Origin of the sequence: Mucilaginibacter ginsenosidivorans, from assembly GCF_007971025.1 — a bacterium.
Lineage (GTDB): Bacteria > Bacteroidota > Bacteroidia > Sphingobacteriales > Sphingobacteriaceae > Mucilaginibacter > Mucilaginibacter ginsenosidivorans.
Map to the genome: position 1 here is coordinate 4,495,956 of NZ_CP042436.1, position 17,640 is coordinate 4,513,595.

Consider the following 17,640-nt stretch of genomic DNA (forward strand, 5'->3'; position numbering starts at 1 on the left):
GTATCAAAAATATAAAAAATACTTACTTTCGCCCCATTATGGAAACTGTCGTTAGTGGTATTCGTTCAACCGGGAAACTGCATTTAGGAAATTATTACGGAGCTATTCAAAACTTCGTAAAAATGCAGCATGAATATAATTGCTATTTTTTTATCGCCGATCTGCACTCGTTAACTACTCACCCTACTCCTGCCGACCTGCATGGTAATATCAAGCAAGTTTTGGTAGAGTACCTGGCAGCCGGAATCGACCCGGAAAAGGCTACGATCTATATTCAGTCGGATGTGCCGGAAATTGCCGAATTATACTTATATCTGAACATGAACGCTTACCTGGGCGAATTGGAACGCAGCACTTCTTTTAAAGATAAAGTGCGCGCGCACCCGGATAACGTTAATGCCGGCTTGCTGACCTACCCGGTATTAATGGCAGCCGATATCATTATTCATAAAGCAACCAAAGTGCCCGTGGGTAAAGACCAGGAGCAGCACCTTGAAATGGCACGCACGTTTGCCAACCGTTTTAACCGCCTGTATAACAAAGAATATTTCCCCGAGCCTTACGCCTTCAACTTCAGTGATAACCTGGTGAAGATCCCGGGTCTTGATGGCAAGGGCAAGATGGGCAAATCGGAAGGCGACGCCAATGTGGTCAATCTTTCTGATGAGCCTGAAGTTATCCGCAAAAAAGTAATGCGCGCGGTTACCGACAGCGGCCCGGCCGTTGAGAACCAGCAAAAGCCTGTCGAGATCCAAAACCTGTTCGACCTAATGAAAGTGGTTTCATCTGCCGATACTTACGAGCATTTCGACAAGTTGTATAACAATTGCCAGATACGCTACGGCGACCTGAAAAAACAATTGGCCGAAGACATGATCATCGCTACCGGTCCTATACGCGAAAAAATAAATGCCATTGCATCCGATGCGCCGTATTTAAGGCAGGTTGCACGCCACGGAGCCATCAAAGCGAGGGAAAGCGCGTCAAAAACCATTAAAGAAGTAAGAGAGATCATTGGTTTCCGGAGTTTCTAAATTTTGTTGATAGACTATAGTTAAAGGACGATAGCCAAAAAAACCATGAACTATGGTCTATGGACTATTGACCTAATAACGTATATTCGTCAGATTAGTTAACTGAATTTTGGTTCCATGAACCATCAACCATCAACCATGAACTAAACTATGCACATAGCAGTTGTAGGAAACATAGGCGCCGGGAAAACTACGCTCACCGAGTTACTGGCAAAAAACTACGGATGGACGCCCTTGTACGAAGCGGTTGATAATAACCCTTACCTTGAGGATTTTTACAGCGACATGAAACGCTGGAGTTTTAACCTGCAGATATATTTCCTCAACAGCCGCTTTAAGCAGATCATCGATATACAAAAAAATGGCCGCGATATTATACAGGACCGCACCATTTACGAAGATGCCTACATTTTTGCAGAGAACCTGCACGATATGGGCCTGATGACCACCCGCGATTACGAAAACTACGAAGCTATATTCACCAATATTACCTCGTTCATCAAACCGCCCGATCTGCTGGTTTACCTGAAGGCATCAGTTCCGACACTTGTTAATAATATTCACCGCCGTGGCCGCGAGTACGAAATTGGCATCCGGCTCGACTATTTATCCAAACTGAATGACAAGTACGATAAATGGATCAAAAACTACAAACTGGGCAAATTGTTGATACTGGACAAGGACAAGCTCGATTTCGCCAACAACACCGAGGATATGGCTACCATTGTGGAGAAGATAGAGCGGGAGATAAACGGACTGTTTTAGGTAAGGCGTTGTGCCCGGACCGGGTTAGACGTTGGACGTGTTACGTTATACGTTTCCTTGCTTTTATCCTAAATGGAACATCAGACCTCATAATTGTTAAATTTACCAGCCTTGTTTAAACGTACAACGTTAAACGTATAACGTACAACCAAACATGAAAATCCTCGGTATCATCCCCGCACGCTACGCATCAACCCGCTTCCCCGGTAAGCCGCTGGTGGAAATTGCCGGCAAAAGCATGATACAGCGGGTTTATGAGCAGTCAAAAAAATGCGCGTTATTAAATGATGTTATTGTTGCCACGGATGACGAACAAATTTATCACCATGTAAAAGGTTTTGGCGGTAAGGTTGCTATGACATCGGCTGAACATCAAAGCGGAACCGACCGCTGTGCCGAGGTTTCTGCAAAACATCCTGAATACGATATAATCATCAATATCCAGGGCGACGAACCTTACATTAACCCTGAACAGATCAGTAAGGTGGCCCTTTGCTTTGATGCGCCGGATGCACAAATAGCTACTCTGGTTAAAAAAATACAAAACGAACAGGAGTTATTCAATCCCAATTCGCCCAAGGTCATTATTAATAAACATTCAGAGGCGATCTATTTCTCCCGCTCGCCGCTGCCCCACATCCGCGGACAAAAAGAAGAAAACTGGCTGCAGCACTTTAATTATTTTAAGCATATCGGCATTTATGGCTACCGGACCGATGTTTTACGGGAAATAACCCAATTGCCTGTATCATCCCTTGAAAAAGCCGAAAGCCTGGAACAGTTGCGCTGGATCGAGAACGGCTACCGCATTAAAGTGGCCGAAACCGAACTGGAAACTCATGCGATAGATACGCCGGAAGATTTGGAGAAATTGTCTGAACTGTGATGAAAATGATTAAATGAAAACTATGATTGGCAAGGGAAATCATAGTTCAAGGTAAAACAACGTAATGATTATAAAAAATGAATATCCACTAAGTGAGCTTACGGGTAAAATCATTGGCTGTGCATTGGAGGTACATTCACTACTGGGCAACGGGTTCCAGGAAGTAATCTATCAACGAGCCTTGGAAATAGAAATGCGATTGCAGGGATTGACATTCAGCAGGGAACATGAGATGGATATTTTCTATAAAACACAACTTATAGGAACACGGAGGGTTGATTTTTTTGTTGAAGGAAAAGTTATGGTCGAATTGAAAGCAATTGTCCAGTTGGAAGATGTACACCTGGCACAAGCTATTAATTATTTAGAGGCTTACGGCTTAGATATAGGCCTGCTTATAAATTTCGGCAATACCTCACTTCAATTTAAAAGAGTGATGAAACCAAACCAAAATCATAGTCCGTCAAAAAATCAATAGAATCATAGTTCCAACATTTCCACATCCAGCATCCTTTTCAACAATTACAACCAGTTCAACTATTTTTACTACTTTTGTATCCCGTACACAAACATTCGGTACAGGCATAAAAACCGGTACAGAACACAACTGATCATCATGACTAAATACATTTTTGTGACGGGCGGCGTTACTTCGTCGTTAGGGAAAGGCATTATTTCTGCCTCGTTAGCCAAACTTCTCCAGTCCCGCGGGTATCGCGTAACCATCCAAAAATTCGACCCCTATATCAATATCGATCCGGGTACGTTGAACCCCTACGAACATGGTGAATGCTATGTAACCGAGGACGGCGCCGAAACCGATCTTGACCTGGGGCACTACGAGCGTTTTTTGAATACGCCAACCTCGCAGGCCAACAACATCACCACCGGCCGCATTTACCAGAACGTGATCAATAAAGAGCGTGAAGGGGCCTTCTTAGGCAAAACCGTGCAGGTGGTGCCACATATAACCGACGAGATAAAAAGGAACATCCGAATTTTAGGCGAAAGCGGCCGTTACGATATTGTCATCACTGAACTGGGCGGCACCGTAGGCGATATCGAGTCGCTGCCTTATATCGAAGCTGTGCGCCAGTTTCGCTGGGAAATAGGATCGAGCAATTCGCTGGTGATCCACTTAACACTTATACCTTTCCTGGCCGCTGCCGGCGAGCTAAAAACTAAACCAACGCAGCACTCGGTTAAAATGCTATTGGAGTATGGTATACAGCCGGACATACTGGTTTGCCGTACCGAACACCCGATTAACCAGGACATTCGTAAAAAGATCGCTCTTTTCTGTAACGTAAATATCAACGCCGTTATCGAATCCATCGACGCATCCACGATATACGATGTTCCGCTGCTGATGCTGAAAGAGCAGTTGGATAAAACCGTATTGACCAAGCTGAAACTATCTCATTCCACAGAACCCGACCTGGAGAGCTGGAAGGATTTCCTTGGTCGGTTAAAAAACCCGACTTCTGAAGTTCGCATAGCGCTGGTAGGAAAATACGTTGAGCTGCCCGACGCTTACAAATCCATTACCGAATCATTCATCCATGCCGGTTCAAAAAATGAATGTAAAGTAAAGGTGGAATATATCCCATCGGAACAACTGACTCCCGAAAATGCAGTGGAGCGCCTGCGCAATGTACATGGTGTACTGGTTGCGCCAGGTTTTGGGGAGCGCGGGTTTGAAGGAAAAATTGAAGCGATACGTTATGTGCGCGAAAATAATATCCCGTTCTTTGGTATCTGCCTCGGCATGCAATGCGCCGTGGTTGAGTTTGGCCGCAACGTGCTCGGACTTAAAAATGCCAACAGCACCGAGATGAACGAAAATACGCCGCACCCCGTTATCGCGATGATGGAGGAACAGAAAAAGATAAAAAACAAGGGTGGCACCATGCGGCTTGGCGCCTACGCATGCGAATTGAAAAAAGGCAGTAAAGCGGCCGCCATATACGGCAAAACACAGATAAGCGAACGCCACCGCCATCGCTACGAATTTAATAATAAGTACCTTAAGCAATATGAAGAGGCTGGCATGATACCTTCCGGCATCAACCCGGATAACAACCTGGTTGAGGTTATAGAACTAAAAAAACACCCGTTTTTTGTAGGCGGACAATTCCATCCCGAATTAAAATCAACAGTTGCTAATCCTCACCCACTTTTTGTTAACTTTGTCGCCGCTTCGCTGGAGTATGCCCGCAAGAAGTAATAAAGTACGATAACAATAAAATGGATAAAAATACATACACAGGTTTCTTCCTGATAGTTTTAATAGTCATAGGCTCCTACTTTCTGTTGAAACCTTCGGATGCAGACATAAAAAAGGAAAAACTTTTACAGGATTCGCTTAAAAGAGTAGCCGCCGCCACAGCTACCTTCCCCGCTAACACAATAAAAACCGATACCACAAAAAAAGTACCGGTTACCGATTCGATGATCCTTAAGGCCCCTTTTGGCGCCGCCTCAATGGGAACGGAAAAGTTTGTTACCATCGAGAACCAGGAACTTCGGGTAAAACTTAGCACCAAAGGCGGCCGCATTTATTCGGTCGAACTGAAGAATTACAAAACATTCAACAAAAAACCGCTGATCCTTTTTGATGGAGACAAAAACGCCTTCGGATTAACCTTCAGGGCACAGGATAAACCTATCAATACCAACGATCTTTACTTTACGTCAACTTCCGGAGGTTTTACGGTAGCCGAAAAGGACTCGTCGTCGCTTACCATGCGTTTGACTTACAGCCCGACGCAGTATATAGATTACATATATTCATTAAAAGGCACGGGCTTCAAATTGGGATTAACGGTTAAAACAACCGGCCTGGATAATGTAATAGCCAATAGCAACACCCTTAACCTGAATTGGTCGGCAAGCCTGCATAAGCAGGAAATGGACATGAAGCAGGAGCGCCAGTATACAGAGATTTATTACAAGAATGTTGATGACGAAATAAGTGATTTTGGCGATACAAAAGATGAAGAAAAGACAGTTGCAGATAAAAAATTAGACTGGGTAGCTTTCAAAGATCACTTCTTCTCCAATATATTGATCGCAAAACAGGGAGGCATCGATAAATCGACCATGGCGGTAAATACTGATGTAAACAGCACTACCGATGTAAAGCAAATGAAAGCCAGCTTTGCTTTCACCCGTAGTACAGATGGCAACGTACCTTTGGAATTTTATTTTGGGCCAAACCAGTTTTCTATCCTAAAAGCACAGGGGAACGACCTGGATAAGGTGATAGGCCTTGGCTGGGGTCCGCTGAAATACATTAACCGCTACGCAACCGTGCCGCTTTTCAATTTACTGAAGAAATTCAACTGGAACTACGGCCTGGTTATTCTTGCGCTAACGTTAATTTTGAAGCTTGTACTTTCGCCGCTTACTTACAAGTCGTATTTATCCATGGCTAAGATGCGGATATTGAAGCCTGAGATGGACGAAATTAAGGCCAAGGTTGGTGAAGATAATCCTACCCTGCTTCAGCAGGAATACATGAAATTGTACAAAAAAGCGGGTGTCAACCCGCTCGGCGGATGTTTGCCTTTATTGTTGCAGATGCCTATCGTTATCGCTTTCTTCCGCTTTTTCCCAAGTTTATTTGAGTTGCGCGGGCAAAGCTTCCTGTGGATGCACGATCTTTCTACCTACGATTCGGTTATCACTTTTTCACCTATATTTGGTACGAGTCACCTCAGCTTAATGTGTTTGCTGATGACCATATCTACCCTTGTTTATACTTATTTCAACAACCAGATATCAGGCGCTACGGGCCAGATGAAGTATATTGGTTACATCACTCCTATCATCTTCCTGGTTACACTGAACAATTATCCGGCGGGTTTGAACTACTATTACTTCCTGGCCAACATGATGACATTTGCCCAGCAATACCTCATCAGGCTGATGGTTGACGATAAAAAGATCCATGCCCAGATACAGGAGAACAAAAAGAAACCTGAAGAAAAGAAAAAGAAATCAGGCTTCCAGGCGCGCATGGAAGAAATGATGCGCCAGCAACAACAAGCGCAGGGGAAGAAGAAATAGTGATTAGAGATTAGTCCATTCCGACTAAACATTATAAAAAATGCCCTGGCAAACCGGGGCATTTTTCATTTTAAAATATTTCAATTAATCACCAATCTCTATTCACCAATCACTAAATTTGACCCATGTACGCCATTGTGGATATCGAAACTACCGGGGGCCATGCCAACGCAAATGGCATTACCGAGGTAGCGATATGCCTGCACGATGGCAAGAAGATAACACAGCGTTACAGCACTTTGGTAAACCCTCAGCGCGACATCCCGGTATACATTCGCGCACTGACAGGCATTACCAACGAAATGGTGCAAACTGCCCCGCCATTTGAAGATGTGGCTGCGGACATTTACCATCTGTTGCATGGCAAGATATTTGTTGCGCACAACGTCAATTTCGATTTTTCATTTATCCGGCACCATCTGCAAATAGCGGGGTACGATTTGCAATGCAACAAGCTTTGTACCGTAAGGCTGGGGCGCAAAATAATGCCCGGGTTGCCATCATACAGCCTTGGCAAGCTATGCCACTACCTGGGTATCGAAAACGATAGCCGCCACCGCGCCGCCGGCGACGCGGAAGCTACAGCAACCTTGTTCTCACTTTTGTTGCAAAACGACACCGGGAACCACATCGAACAAGCGCTTAAACAGCGCTCACGCGAACAGGTATTGCCCCCGAATTTGCCCAAAGAAGACATCGATAAGCTGCCCTACGCACCAGGCGTTTACTACTTCCATGATGAAAAGGGCAAAGTAATTTATGTGGGTAAGGCCCGTAATGTAAAGAAACGCGTAACCAGTCATTTCAGCGGAAACAACGCCGGTTACCAGCGACAGGAGTTCCTTCGTAATATTCACCATATTTCCTTCCAGGATTGCGGGACCGAACTGGTTGCCTTTGTGCTGGAAGCCATCGAGATCAAACGGCTTTGGCCCAAATACAATCGTTCGCTAAAGCGATACGAGCATGCTTTTGGTATATATGCTTTTGAGGACCAGCGCGGTTATATGCGTTTGGCAGTCGACAAACGGCGTAAAATGGCCGCACCGCTGTATACCTGCAATTCGCTGCTCGACGGGCGCAATATCCTAACCAGGCTGATAGACGATTTTGAGCTTTGCCCGAAATTGTGTTTTATACAGACCAATCACGAGCCTTGTACAGGCGCCGGCGGGCATGTATGCGCTTGTGAAGGCATCGAAAACCCGGAAAGCTACAACCAAAAAGTGCAATGGGCCATTGATAAGTTAAGGGACACCCTGCCAACCTTCGCCATCCGCGATGAAGGCCGAAGAAATGATGAGCATAGTTGTATCCTGATAGAGAAAGGGCAGTTTTATGGCATGGGCTACATCTCTCATTATTTTGATGCCGATAGCCTCGACCAGCTTAAAAACCATCTTACCCCTTATCCCGGTAACGACTATATCCGAAACATGGTATCCAACTATGCCATGAAATATCCTGAACGGATGATGGTTTTTGCCTGATCTAAAGCCAATATCCATCTTCTCAAATTACCCCTGCTTTCTCCAGTTCCGCTTGCATTTGCTGCTGAACTTTTAGCGCCTCCGCTCTTGCAGCTTCTGCAAAATCCTCGCCATTGGATGCATAGATGATTGCCCTGGAGGAATTAACGATAAGCCCGCATTCCTTCGTCATACCATATTGGCAAACATCTTTAAGACTTCCCCCTTGTGCGCCTATTCCAGGAACAAGCAGAAAGTTGTCTGGTGCGTACTTTCGGATATTGGTAAACTCGGTGCTTTTGGTAGCTCCTACTACGTACATGATACGGTCGGCCCCGGCCCAGGTATTGGCTTTTTGTATCACGGTTTCATAAAGCGGGCCATTGCCAGTCTCAAGATATTGAAAATCTTTACTGCCAACAGATGAGGTAAGCGCCAGGATGATCACCCATTTGCCTTCGAAAGCCAGGAAAGGGATCACGCTATCGTTACCCATATATGGTGCGACGGTAATGGCATCAAAGTCCATCCCTGCCGCTTCTTTATCAAAAAACGTTTTGGCATACATGCCCGAGGTATTGCCTATATCCCCGCGCTTGGCATCGATGATGCTGAGGCAATCTTTGGGAAGATATTCGCTTGTTTTGATCAGGCTCTGTAACCCGGTGACACCGTGCCTTTCGTAAAACGCAGCGTTGGGTTTATAAGCTATGCAAAGGTCGCGCGTCGCATCAATAATGCGCTTGTTAAATTCGAACAGGGGATCAGGATATTCCTTCAAAAACACAGGTATTTTTTCAATATCGGTATCAAGACCAACGCACAGGAAAGATTTCTTTTGTTTGATCTGCTGGATTAACTGCTGGCGCGAAAGCATTTACAGGGGGATTTATTTTCGAAGCCCAAAAAAACTAAAAAATAACCTAAGTGTTAACTGATAAAAGATATTTTTTCAAAATTTTTGATTTCTGAATTTTAATGAGTAAAATTGCAGCGTTATCCTTTGAATTTTTCTTGCACTAAAGAAACAATTTAAAATTCCACCATACTCATTAATTTTTAGATGTTGCAAGGTAAGCTGCAGGTTAATTTCTCTTAAAAGATTATTCCTTTTGAACTTTAATTTATCCCATGTTTGATATAACAGAATTGAACGACAAACTCGTGTCCGAGTTGCGTGATATTGCAAAAAGCTTAGGTATAGCTGATGCTGAAGAGCTTAGAAAAGCACAGTTGATAAGCAATATAATAGAACAACAACAATTGATAGAAGTTGCACGCCAGCAACAAGCTATAGTAGCTCAGAATTATTCAGAAACCAAACCGGCCGCTGCCCTCGAAACTGCCGAAGCTGCTGAAAAACCCCGTAAAAGAACACGTACCATTAAATCGGCCAGCAGCAAACCAAGGGTTGAAGTGCCCTTAGATGACACCAACCTGTTTGACGAGGCCGACGACGAAACTCCGGCAGCTGACGAGACCGATGATGAGGTTTCATTCGCACCGCCGGTGTCAGCAGAACAGCCCGACCAGGCCGATCCTGCTGTTAAGTCTGAAGAACCTGCTGCAGAAGGCAGGCCGCAAAAATTTGAGCGCCGCTTTAATAACGGGCAAAACCCCAACCAACAAAAAAACCAGGAGGCTATCAACCTCGATTTCGACAACGTTATCGTTAACGAAGGTGTGCTGGAAATTATGCCCGACGGCTACGGTTTTTTAAGATCATCTGACTATAACTACCTCACCTCTCCCGACGATATTTATGTATCGCAATCGCAGATAAAACTTTTTGGCCTAAAAACCGGCGATACCGTTCGCGGCAGCATACGCCCGCCGAAAGAGGGTGAAAAATATTTCCCGCTGGTACGCGTGGAAGCCATTAACGGCCGTGTGCCTGCCGAGGTTCGTGACCGGGTTCCGTTCGATCACTTAACACCGCTGTTCCCGTCCGAAAGATTAGAACTGTTTACCGATATGGGCAACTATTCGACCCGTATCATGGACCTGTTCTCGCCTATTGGTAAAGGTCAGCGTGGTTTGATCGTGGCGCAGCCAAAAACCGGCAAAACCATGTTGCTGAAGGATGTAGCCAATGCCATTGCAAAAAACCACCCCGAAGTTTACCTGATCATCCTGCTGATAGACGAACGCCCCGAGGAAGTAACCGACATGGCCCGCAGTGTACGTGCCGAAGTGGTCTCGTCGACATTTGACGAGCCTGCCGACCGCCATGTGAAGATAGCGAACATCGTACTGGAAAAAGCTAAACGCATGGTTGAATGCGGACATGATGTGGTTATCCTGTTAGACTCAATTACCCGCCTTGCACGTGCCTACAATACGGTAGCGCCTGCCTCGGGCAAAATATTATCGGGCGGTGTCGATGCCAATGCGTTGCACAAACCGAAACGTTTCTTCGGTGCAGCACGTAACATCGAGGATGGCGGCTCGCTCACCATCATTGCGACAGCATTAACTGAAACCGGCTCGAAAATGGACGAGGTTATCTTTGAAGAATTCAAGGGTACCGGTAATATGGAGCTCCAGCTCGACCGTAAGCTGTCCAACAAACGTATATTCCCTGCCATCGATATTACTGCATCCAGCACACGCCGCGACGACCTGCTGCTCGACCGTGAAACGCTGCAGCGTGTTTGGATACTGCGCAACCATTTGGCCGACATGAATTCCCAGGAAGCTATGGAATTTTTGCAGAGCCAGATAAGAGGCACAAAAACCAACGAAGAATTCCTAATCTCGATGAATTCTTAATACTTTTGAAGTTATGAAATCATAGGTATTTTCCTGTGATTTCATAATTACTTAATATAAGCTGGATACCTTCGGGCCTAAAATGAATAAGCGTATAAGCAAGCACCTGCCCAATACCATTACCTGTGCTAACCTGTTTAGCGGCTGTGTAGGGATCGTTTTTGCATTCCAGGAAAACCTCATATTCGCCGCGTATGCTTTGTTCCTTGCGGCGATATTTGATTTTTTTGACGGTTTTGCATCCCGCGTGCTAAAATCCTTTTCTGGCATTGGCAAAGACCTGGACTCTCTTGCAGATATGGTAAGCTTCGGCTTTTTGCCTTCAGCTATCCTTTACGAGCTTTTCCTGCAATCGCCGCAAATACAGGGTATAGGTCCCTACCTGAATTTTGCCGCATTTCTGATCGCTGTTTTTTCCGCCCTCAGGTTAGCCAAATTCAACAATGATACACGCCAGGCCGATTCTTTTATCGGGTTGCCAACCCCGGCCAATGCTATCCTTATCGCATCTATACCACTGATACTGGATCATCACCCCGAATTTTCAAGGTATATATTGAACCAGTACATACTGGCCGTGCTGGTTATTGTTATGTGCGCATTGCTGGTGGCCGAACTGCCGTTGATGTCGCTGAAGTTTAAGAACACCGATTTCAACAAAAACATTTATCGCTATTTGTTGCTGCTGTTCTCCGCTATATTGATACTATTTTTTAAATTTGCTGCGGTACCGGTGATCATATTGATGTATATCACACTATCCGTTATTCAATTCAAATTTTCCAATGACACCGTGGTAAGCGGTCACCAAAAAAACAAATAGCCGCGCACGGCAGTTATTATTACCAGGTAAAACACAAAGCTACAATGACAAAGTTCCAGGCCGAAATAGACGTAATGCCAAAAAAGGAAATACTCGACCCGCAAGGTAAAGCAGTAACAGGAAGTATGAAGAACCTGGGCCTTGCCGAGATACAAAACGTTCGCATCGGCAAGCATATCTCGCTCGAGATAGAGGCAGACAGTGAAGAAACCGCACATGCAAAAGTGGAACAGGCATGCAAAAACCTGCTTGCCAACCTCATTATGGAAAGCTATAGCTTTAAAATAGAGAAAGTTTAAAGTTCGGCTTCTTTTTCAGCCTTAACACGGTTAAGTTCAACCACGTTCACACTGATCAGGTCACTCACCCGGGCGAATTTTGCTGCGATAGTTTCGGGCTCACTTGCTCCGGCTTTGCACATCATTTCTATTTCCTGAAGCAGTTCCTGCGATACCAGCATACCAAAAAAACCCATTGATGGTTTCAATTTATGCGCGGCGGCGGCGGCGGCGGCCCAATCCTGCGCTTTTAGTGCGGTATCGATATTTCCAAGCAATTCAGGGGCTTGCTGCAAAAGCATATCGATGGATTCGATAATAAACTCATTGCTTCCGTCGGCAATTTCATATAAGAAAGAAAGATCAAGATCCTGGCTCAATGGGTATTAGTAATTTAGGGTTATCTGAATTTCAAAATTATAACTTTTTTACGTGCAAATCGCTTTTAAGTTCGCTTTTAAGCTCAAAAATACTCTTATTTAAAACGGGGTGGATAAAATCGGGAGCTATCTCGTTCAAGGGCTCCAGTGTAAACATTCGCTTATGCAGTTCAGGATGCGGTACTTTAAGATCGGTTTCGTTAATGATCTCATGCCCGTAAAATAAAATATCTATATCGATAATACGCGACCCCCACTTTTCTTCCCTCTTGCGTCCCATAAGCTTTTCTATCCCCAGTATCGTTTCTAACAATTGCTGCGGGGGCATACCGGTTTTCAGATAAAGCACCTGGTTCAGGTAATCGGGCTCATCAGTTTTGCCCCACGATTGTGTTTCATAAACGGAAGATGCTGATACAATGGGCGCTATGCCAGTTTTTATATGATTCCTTGCGTCGCTTAAAAACGACTGCCTGTCACCCAAATTACTCCCTAAAAGCAAAAAAACATCAATCATTGTTGTAACAAATATTATAGATTAGCCTCTTAACATTATACATATCGAATTGCTAAGTTTGCATAGATAAAAAGATTTAAAATATTTAATGAAACAATTCTTCAAATTTGTTTTCGCCACAATGGTGGGGATAATTTTAACCAGCATTATTTTCATCGTAATAATTGTTGGTTTGATAGTGGCAGCGGCGAGTGGTGATAAACATACTGAAGTTACGGAAAACTCCGTTCTCCATATCGATTTCAATAACGCAATTCCCGAACGTACTCCTAAAAATCCCATTGCCGACCTGCTGGGTCTTGAAAATGATAAAATAATCGGGCTGAACGATATACTGGCCAACATTAAACGCGCCAAACACGACGATAATATCCGTGGTATTTTTTTAGACGAAAGTTACATGCTTTCGGGCCAGGCCACGACAGAGGAGATACGTAATGCCCTTATCGACTTTAAAAAATCGGGCAAATTTGTTATCGCTTATTCCGAAGTTTATACGCAGGGATTTTATTACCTGGCATCGGTTGCCGATAAGGTTTACATCAATCCCAAAGGCATATTCGAGTTCCGGGGCTTTAGTTCGCAGATCACCTTCCTGAAAGGCACATTGGATAAGCTCGGGATCGAGGCGCAGGTTATCAAGGTTGGAACGTACAAAAGCGCGGTCGAGCCGTTCATCCTGACCAAAATGAGCGATGCCAACAGGATGCAGGTTAATTCGTACCTCGGATCGTTGTATGATCATTTTTTGACCGGCATAAGTGAAGCGCGGAAAGTGAACAAGGATTCGCTTTTCAGCATGGCCAATAATTTGAAGATACAGTTTCCTGAAGATGCTTTAAAATATAAGCTGGTAGACGGGCTGAAATATCGCGACCAGGTGCTTGACGAATTAAAGGAACGCACCGATGTTTCCAAAAAATCGTCGCTTAATGATGTAGAAATTTCTGATTATACAGGAAGCAACAGTAAATCTGACGATAAAAAAGACACCAAAAATCATATCGCCATTATTTACGCTTCGGGCGAGATACAGGGCGGCGATGGCGATGATAATACGATAGGTTCCGACAGGATATCTGAGTCGATACGCAAGGCAAGGCTTAACGATAAGGTTAAAGCCGTTGTGCTGCGCGTTAACTCGCCGGGCGGCAGTTCCCTTGCCTCGGACGTGATCTGGCGCGAGGTGGCGCTGACCAAACAGGTAAAACCCATCATTGTTTCCATGGGCGATTTGGCAGCTTCGGGCGGGTATTACATCTCGTGCGCTGCGGATTCCATCTTTGCCGAACCGAACACCATAACCGGCTCGATTGGTATTTTTGCTATCATCCCCAATCTTCAGAAATTATTCAATGATAAACTGGGTATGACGTTCGACGGGGTGAAAACCGGGAAATACGCCGACCTCGGGGATATCAGCCGTCCGCTTTCGGCCGAAGAGAAGGCCATTCTGCAAAACAGTGTTAACCGGGGTTACGACGAGTTTACCAAAGCCGTAGCCGATGGCCGCCACAAAACCCAGGCTTATATCAACAGCATTGGACAGGGCCGTGTGTGGACCGGCACCCAAGCCGTGAAGATAGGTTTGGTTGACCGTTTGGGAAATATCAACGATGCAATAAAGTCTGCCGCTAAAAAAGCCGGTATAAAAAGTTACGTGGTTGACGCCTATCCCGATCAGAAGAGCATTTTCAGCAAGTTTGGTAGTAACATGACCGCCGAAATGCGCACCAAAGCTGTAAAATCGGAGCTCGGTGAAAATTACCGCTACTACGAACAGGTAAAAGGCCTTACCCAAATGATGCGCACCCCACAAACGCGCATGCCGTATGATATTGTGATTCGTTAAGCAAATAGTTCAGGGTTCATAGTTAATGGCCGATCCGGTAAATGATATATTGCCGGATACAATTTTACCATGAACTATGAACCACGAACCATGAACTATTTGTACTTTTACGGGCTTGATCAATGGAAAATAAACCAATAGCCCGCACCCTCCGACTTTTATCGCAGCTGATGGAATTGCACGATGAAAATCCGTTCAAGATAAAGTCGCTGGCAAACGCTGCGTTCAAAGTAGATAAGCTTTCCTACCCTATCGCGAAGAAAAGCCAAGCCGAGATGGAAAAGATAGACGGCATTGGCAAAAGTACGGCAGGCAAAATTGTTGAATTGATCGAGACAGGGCACATTGCCGAGATGCAAACTCTTTTGGACGCCACTCCCGAAGGTATTGTTGAAATGCTTGGGATAAAAGGCATCGGACCAAAAAAGATCGTTACGATTTGGAAGGATCTCGGTATCGAAACCGTCGGCGAGCTTTACTATGCCTGTAACGAAAACAGGCTGATAGAGGCAAAAGGCTTCGGGCTAAAAACCCAGGAGGAAATAGCAAAGGTCATCGAGTTCAGGATGGCCAGCAATGGCAAATTCCTGTACGCCAGGGTTGAGGCTGAGGCCGGCGACCTCTTTAAAAAGATAAGCGCGCTTTTACCCGGAGCGAACGTGAGTTTTACCGGGGAGTACCGCCGTTGCAGTGAGATCATTACCGAACTCTCCTTTTTGGCGGGTACGGCCGATACAGCACCAGGCATAGCCGAACTGTCCGGATCAACCCTTTTGAATGATATTGCAGCTACCGGCAATGGCATTACCGGAGAGACAGAAAACAAGTTATTGGTAAGAATAGATGTCACTTCATCGCCATCATTTTATTCCGAACTATTCAAACAAACAGGGACCGCCGAGCATGTTGATGCAGTAACCGCACGGATAACCGGAAATATTTCCGATGCAGAAAGCGAAGAAGCCATTTATCAAAAGGCTGGTCTTGCATGGATACCACCCGAATTACGCGAAGGGGACACATTTATCGGGAAAGCTGCCGCTAACAATCTTCCGGCATTGATAACTTACGCCGACCTGAAAGGCACCCTGCACAATCACAGCACCTGGAGCGACGGCGTGAATACGCCGGAAGAAATGGCGCTTTACTGCCGCGACCAGTTAAAACTGGAATATTTGGGGATGTGCGACCATAGCCGAAGCGCTTTTTATGCAAAAGGTTTAAGTATTGAACAGGTTTTGCAGCAACACGAAGAAATAGATAGCCTGAATAGCAAGTTAAATGGATTCCATATTTTCAAAGGCATTGAATCGGATATCTTAAACGATGGTTCGCTGGATTACCCTGAAGAAATACTGGCCCGGTTCGACTTTATTGTAGCTTCCGTTCATTCCAACCTGAAAATGGAAAAGGAAAAAGCAACCGCGCGTGTAATAAAAGCAATTGAAAATCCATATACCACCATATTGGGCCACCCTACAGGCAGGCTGTTATTGAGCCGCAAAGGTTACGACCTCGATTTTAAAAAAGTGATAGATGCCTGCGCTGTAAACAACGTAGTGATAGAAATTAACGCCAACCCGTTACGCCTCGATCTTGACTGGCACTGGCACCAATACGCTTTGGATAAAGGCGTTATGCTTTCCATCAATCCTGATGCGCACCGGAACGAAGGCTTCCTGGATATGCATTATGGTGTACTGGCCGCCAGGAAAGGCGGTTTGAATAAGGAAATGTGCCTTAATGCGTTTACTTTGGAAGAAATAAAAAAGATATTCGAAACCAAAAAGAATAAAGTAATAGCCTGAAATGCTGGTAGAAAAAGTACGTCGCATACAACAAACACAAACGCCGCCTGCCGTATTGGTAATCGGTGACCTGATGATCGATCATTATGTGTGGGGCGACGCTTCGCGGCTATCGCCCGAGGCGCCGGTACCGATTGTCAACGTAAAAAGCGAATCGACTACGCTTGGCGGCGCGGCGAATGTGGCGCAAAACCTTGTTGCTTTGGGTGCGGAGGTAACCTTGAGCGGCGTGGTGGGCAACGACAGCTTTGGAGCAAAGCTGAAAGAGATAATGAGGGCAGAAAATTTGGAGACCGATGCAATTATTGTTGACCAAAATCGCCCCACAACGGTAAAAACGCGGGTATTGGCAGGCAGCCACCAATTGGTGCGTATCGACCGGGAAATTACCGACCCTATACGTAGCGAACTGGAGGATGAACTGGCCGGCAAACTGGACCATCACATTAATGAAGTGGATATCGTACTTTTTTCCGATTATGGAAAGGGCCTGTTTTCGGAAGGGTTTACTCAACGACTGATAAAGCTCGCAAATAGTAAAAACAAAAAAGTGATCGTCGACCCAAAAGGGTTCGATTACGGCAAATATAAAGGCGCATTTATCATTAAGCCTAACCGCAAGGAACTGGCCGAAGCCGCAAAGACCGGGCAGGTAAAAAATATAGATGACCTGCAAAAAGCGGCAAGGGTAGTGCTTAAACAAACAGATGCCGAATACCTTGTGGTCACGCTTTCGGACGAGGGCATTATTATACTGGATGAATTAACACATAAGTTATTGCCAACAAAGGCTACCGCTGTTTTTGATGTCACCGGCGCGGGCGACACGGTTTTGGCCACGATGGCCTATTTTATTGCATCGGGTTTAAGTATTGAAGAGTCCTGCGAGCTGGCTAACCATGCCGCGGCTATTGTCATACGGCGCGTCGGCAGCGCCACAACCACAATTGACGAAATTATTGCCGATATTGGTGATTAGTGATTA

At 45.2% G+C, this 17,640-nt stretch carries 16 protein-coding genes; 13 read left to right on the forward strand and 3 right to left on the reverse strand.

The window, feature by feature from the left end; genetic code table 11:
• Positions 1-38 precede the first annotated feature (38 nt).
• From trpS to FRZ54_RS20450, 7 genes are all read left to right on the forward strand, one after another.
• Complete coding sequence (gene trpS / locus FRZ54_RS20420; RefSeq protein ID WP_147033662.1) at positions 39-1,034, forward strand: tryptophan--tRNA ligase; 996 nt, start codon at positions 39-41, stop codon at positions 1,032-1,034.
• Between the two features lie 150 nt (positions 1,035-1,184).
• A complete protein-coding gene (locus FRZ54_RS20425; protein WP_147033663.1) occupies positions 1,185-1,799 on the forward strand; it encodes a deoxynucleoside kinase in 615 nt (204 codons plus the stop codon).
• Positions 1,800-1,953: 154 nt separating this feature from the next.
• Complete coding sequence (kdsB, locus tag FRZ54_RS20430) at positions 1,954-2,685, forward strand: 3-deoxy-manno-octulosonate cytidylyltransferase (protein WP_147033664.1); 732 nt, start codon at positions 1,954-1,956, stop codon at positions 2,683-2,685.
• 64 nt (positions 2,686-2,749) lie between these two features.
• On the forward strand, positions 2,750-3,163 hold the full coding sequence (locus FRZ54_RS20435; protein WP_147033665.1) for a GxxExxY protein: 414 nt from the start codon (positions 2,750-2,752) through the stop codon (positions 3,161-3,163).
• Positions 3,164-3,301: 138 nt separating this feature from the next.
• Positions 3,302-4,912 (forward strand): CTP synthase, encoded by a 1,611-nt coding sequence (locus FRZ54_RS20440; RefSeq protein WP_147033666.1) that lies wholly within the window; start codon positions 3,302-3,304, stop codon positions 4,910-4,912.
• Positions 4,913-4,932: 20 nt separating this feature from the next.
• Positions 4,933-6,756, forward strand: a complete 1,824-nt coding sequence (gene yidC / locus FRZ54_RS20445) for a membrane protein insertase YidC (RefSeq protein WP_147033667.1) — start codon at positions 4,933-4,935, stop codon at positions 6,754-6,756.
• A 125-nt stretch (positions 6,757-6,881) separates the two neighbouring features.
• On the forward strand, positions 6,882-8,246 hold the full coding sequence (locus FRZ54_RS20450) for an exonuclease domain-containing protein (RefSeq protein WP_147033668.1): 1,365 nt from the start codon (positions 6,882-6,884) through the stop codon (positions 8,244-8,246).
• A 22-nt stretch (positions 8,247-8,268) separates the two neighbouring features.
• Here FRZ54_RS20450 and pyrF read toward each other — a convergent pair whose 3' ends face one another.
• Complete coding sequence (gene pyrF, locus FRZ54_RS20455) at positions 8,269-9,102, reverse strand: orotidine-5'-phosphate decarboxylase (RefSeq protein WP_147033669.1); 834 nt, start codon at positions 9,100-9,102, stop codon at positions 8,269-8,271.
• 254 nt (positions 9,103-9,356) lie between these two features.
• On the opposite strand from pyrF, the gene rho reads away from it, so the two are divergent.
• The 3 genes from rho (at position 9,357) to purS (ending at position 12,119) form a co-directional block, all read left to right on the forward strand.
• A complete protein-coding gene (gene rho, locus FRZ54_RS20460; RefSeq protein ID WP_187359684.1) occupies positions 9,357-10,997 on the forward strand; it encodes a transcription termination factor Rho in 1,641 nt (546 codons plus the stop codon).
• An 82-nt stretch (positions 10,998-11,079) separates the two neighbouring features.
• Positions 11,080-11,820 carry a CDP-alcohol phosphatidyltransferase family protein gene (locus tag FRZ54_RS20465; protein ID WP_187359685.1) on the forward strand — a complete coding sequence of 247 codons (741 nt, stop codon included), beginning with the start codon at positions 11,080-11,082 and terminating at the stop codon, positions 11,818-11,820.
• 44 nt (positions 11,821-11,864) lie between these two features.
• Positions 11,865-12,119 carry a phosphoribosylformylglycinamidine synthase subunit PurS gene (gene purS, locus FRZ54_RS20470; protein ID WP_147033671.1) on the forward strand — a complete coding sequence of 85 codons (255 nt, stop codon included), beginning with the start codon at positions 11,865-11,867 and terminating at the stop codon, positions 12,117-12,119.
• On the opposite strand, the gene FRZ54_RS20475 is transcribed toward purS, so the two are convergent.
• The gene (locus FRZ54_RS20475; RefSeq protein WP_147033672.1) at positions 12,116-12,478 is read right to left on the reverse strand and encodes an Hpt domain-containing protein; all 363 of its coding nucleotides are present in this window, start codon (positions 12,476-12,478) and stop codon (positions 12,116-12,118) included. The two genes, purS and FRZ54_RS20475, sit on opposite strands and share 4 nt — an antisense overlap.
• A 37-nt stretch (positions 12,479-12,515) precedes the next feature.
• A complete protein-coding gene (folK, locus tag FRZ54_RS20480; protein WP_147033673.1) occupies positions 12,516-12,995 on the reverse strand; it encodes a 2-amino-4-hydroxy-6-hydroxymethyldihydropteridine diphosphokinase in 480 nt (159 codons plus the stop codon).
• 88 nt (positions 12,996-13,083) lie between these two features.
• Here folK and sppA point away from each other — a divergent pair, with 88 nt between their 5' ends.
• The 3 genes from sppA to rfaE1 all read left to right on the forward strand — a co-directional run bounded on the left by sppA (position 13,084) and on the right by rfaE1 (position 17,634).
• Complete coding sequence (gene sppA / locus FRZ54_RS20485) at positions 13,084-14,847, forward strand: signal peptide peptidase SppA (RefSeq protein ID WP_147033674.1); 1,764 nt, start codon at positions 13,084-13,086, stop codon at positions 14,845-14,847.
• 122 nt (positions 14,848-14,969) lie between these two features.
• A complete protein-coding gene (locus FRZ54_RS20490; RefSeq protein WP_147033675.1) occupies positions 14,970-16,655 on the forward strand; it encodes a DNA polymerase/3'-5' exonuclease PolX in 1,686 nt (561 codons plus the stop codon).
• A gap of 1 nt (position 16,656) precedes the next feature.
• Positions 16,657-17,634: a D-glycero-beta-D-manno-heptose-7-phosphate kinase gene (gene rfaE1, locus FRZ54_RS20495; protein WP_147033676.1), complete on the forward strand. Its 978-nt coding sequence runs from the start codon at positions 16,657-16,659 to the stop codon at positions 17,632-17,634.
• Positions 17,635-17,640: the final 6 nt, after the last annotated feature.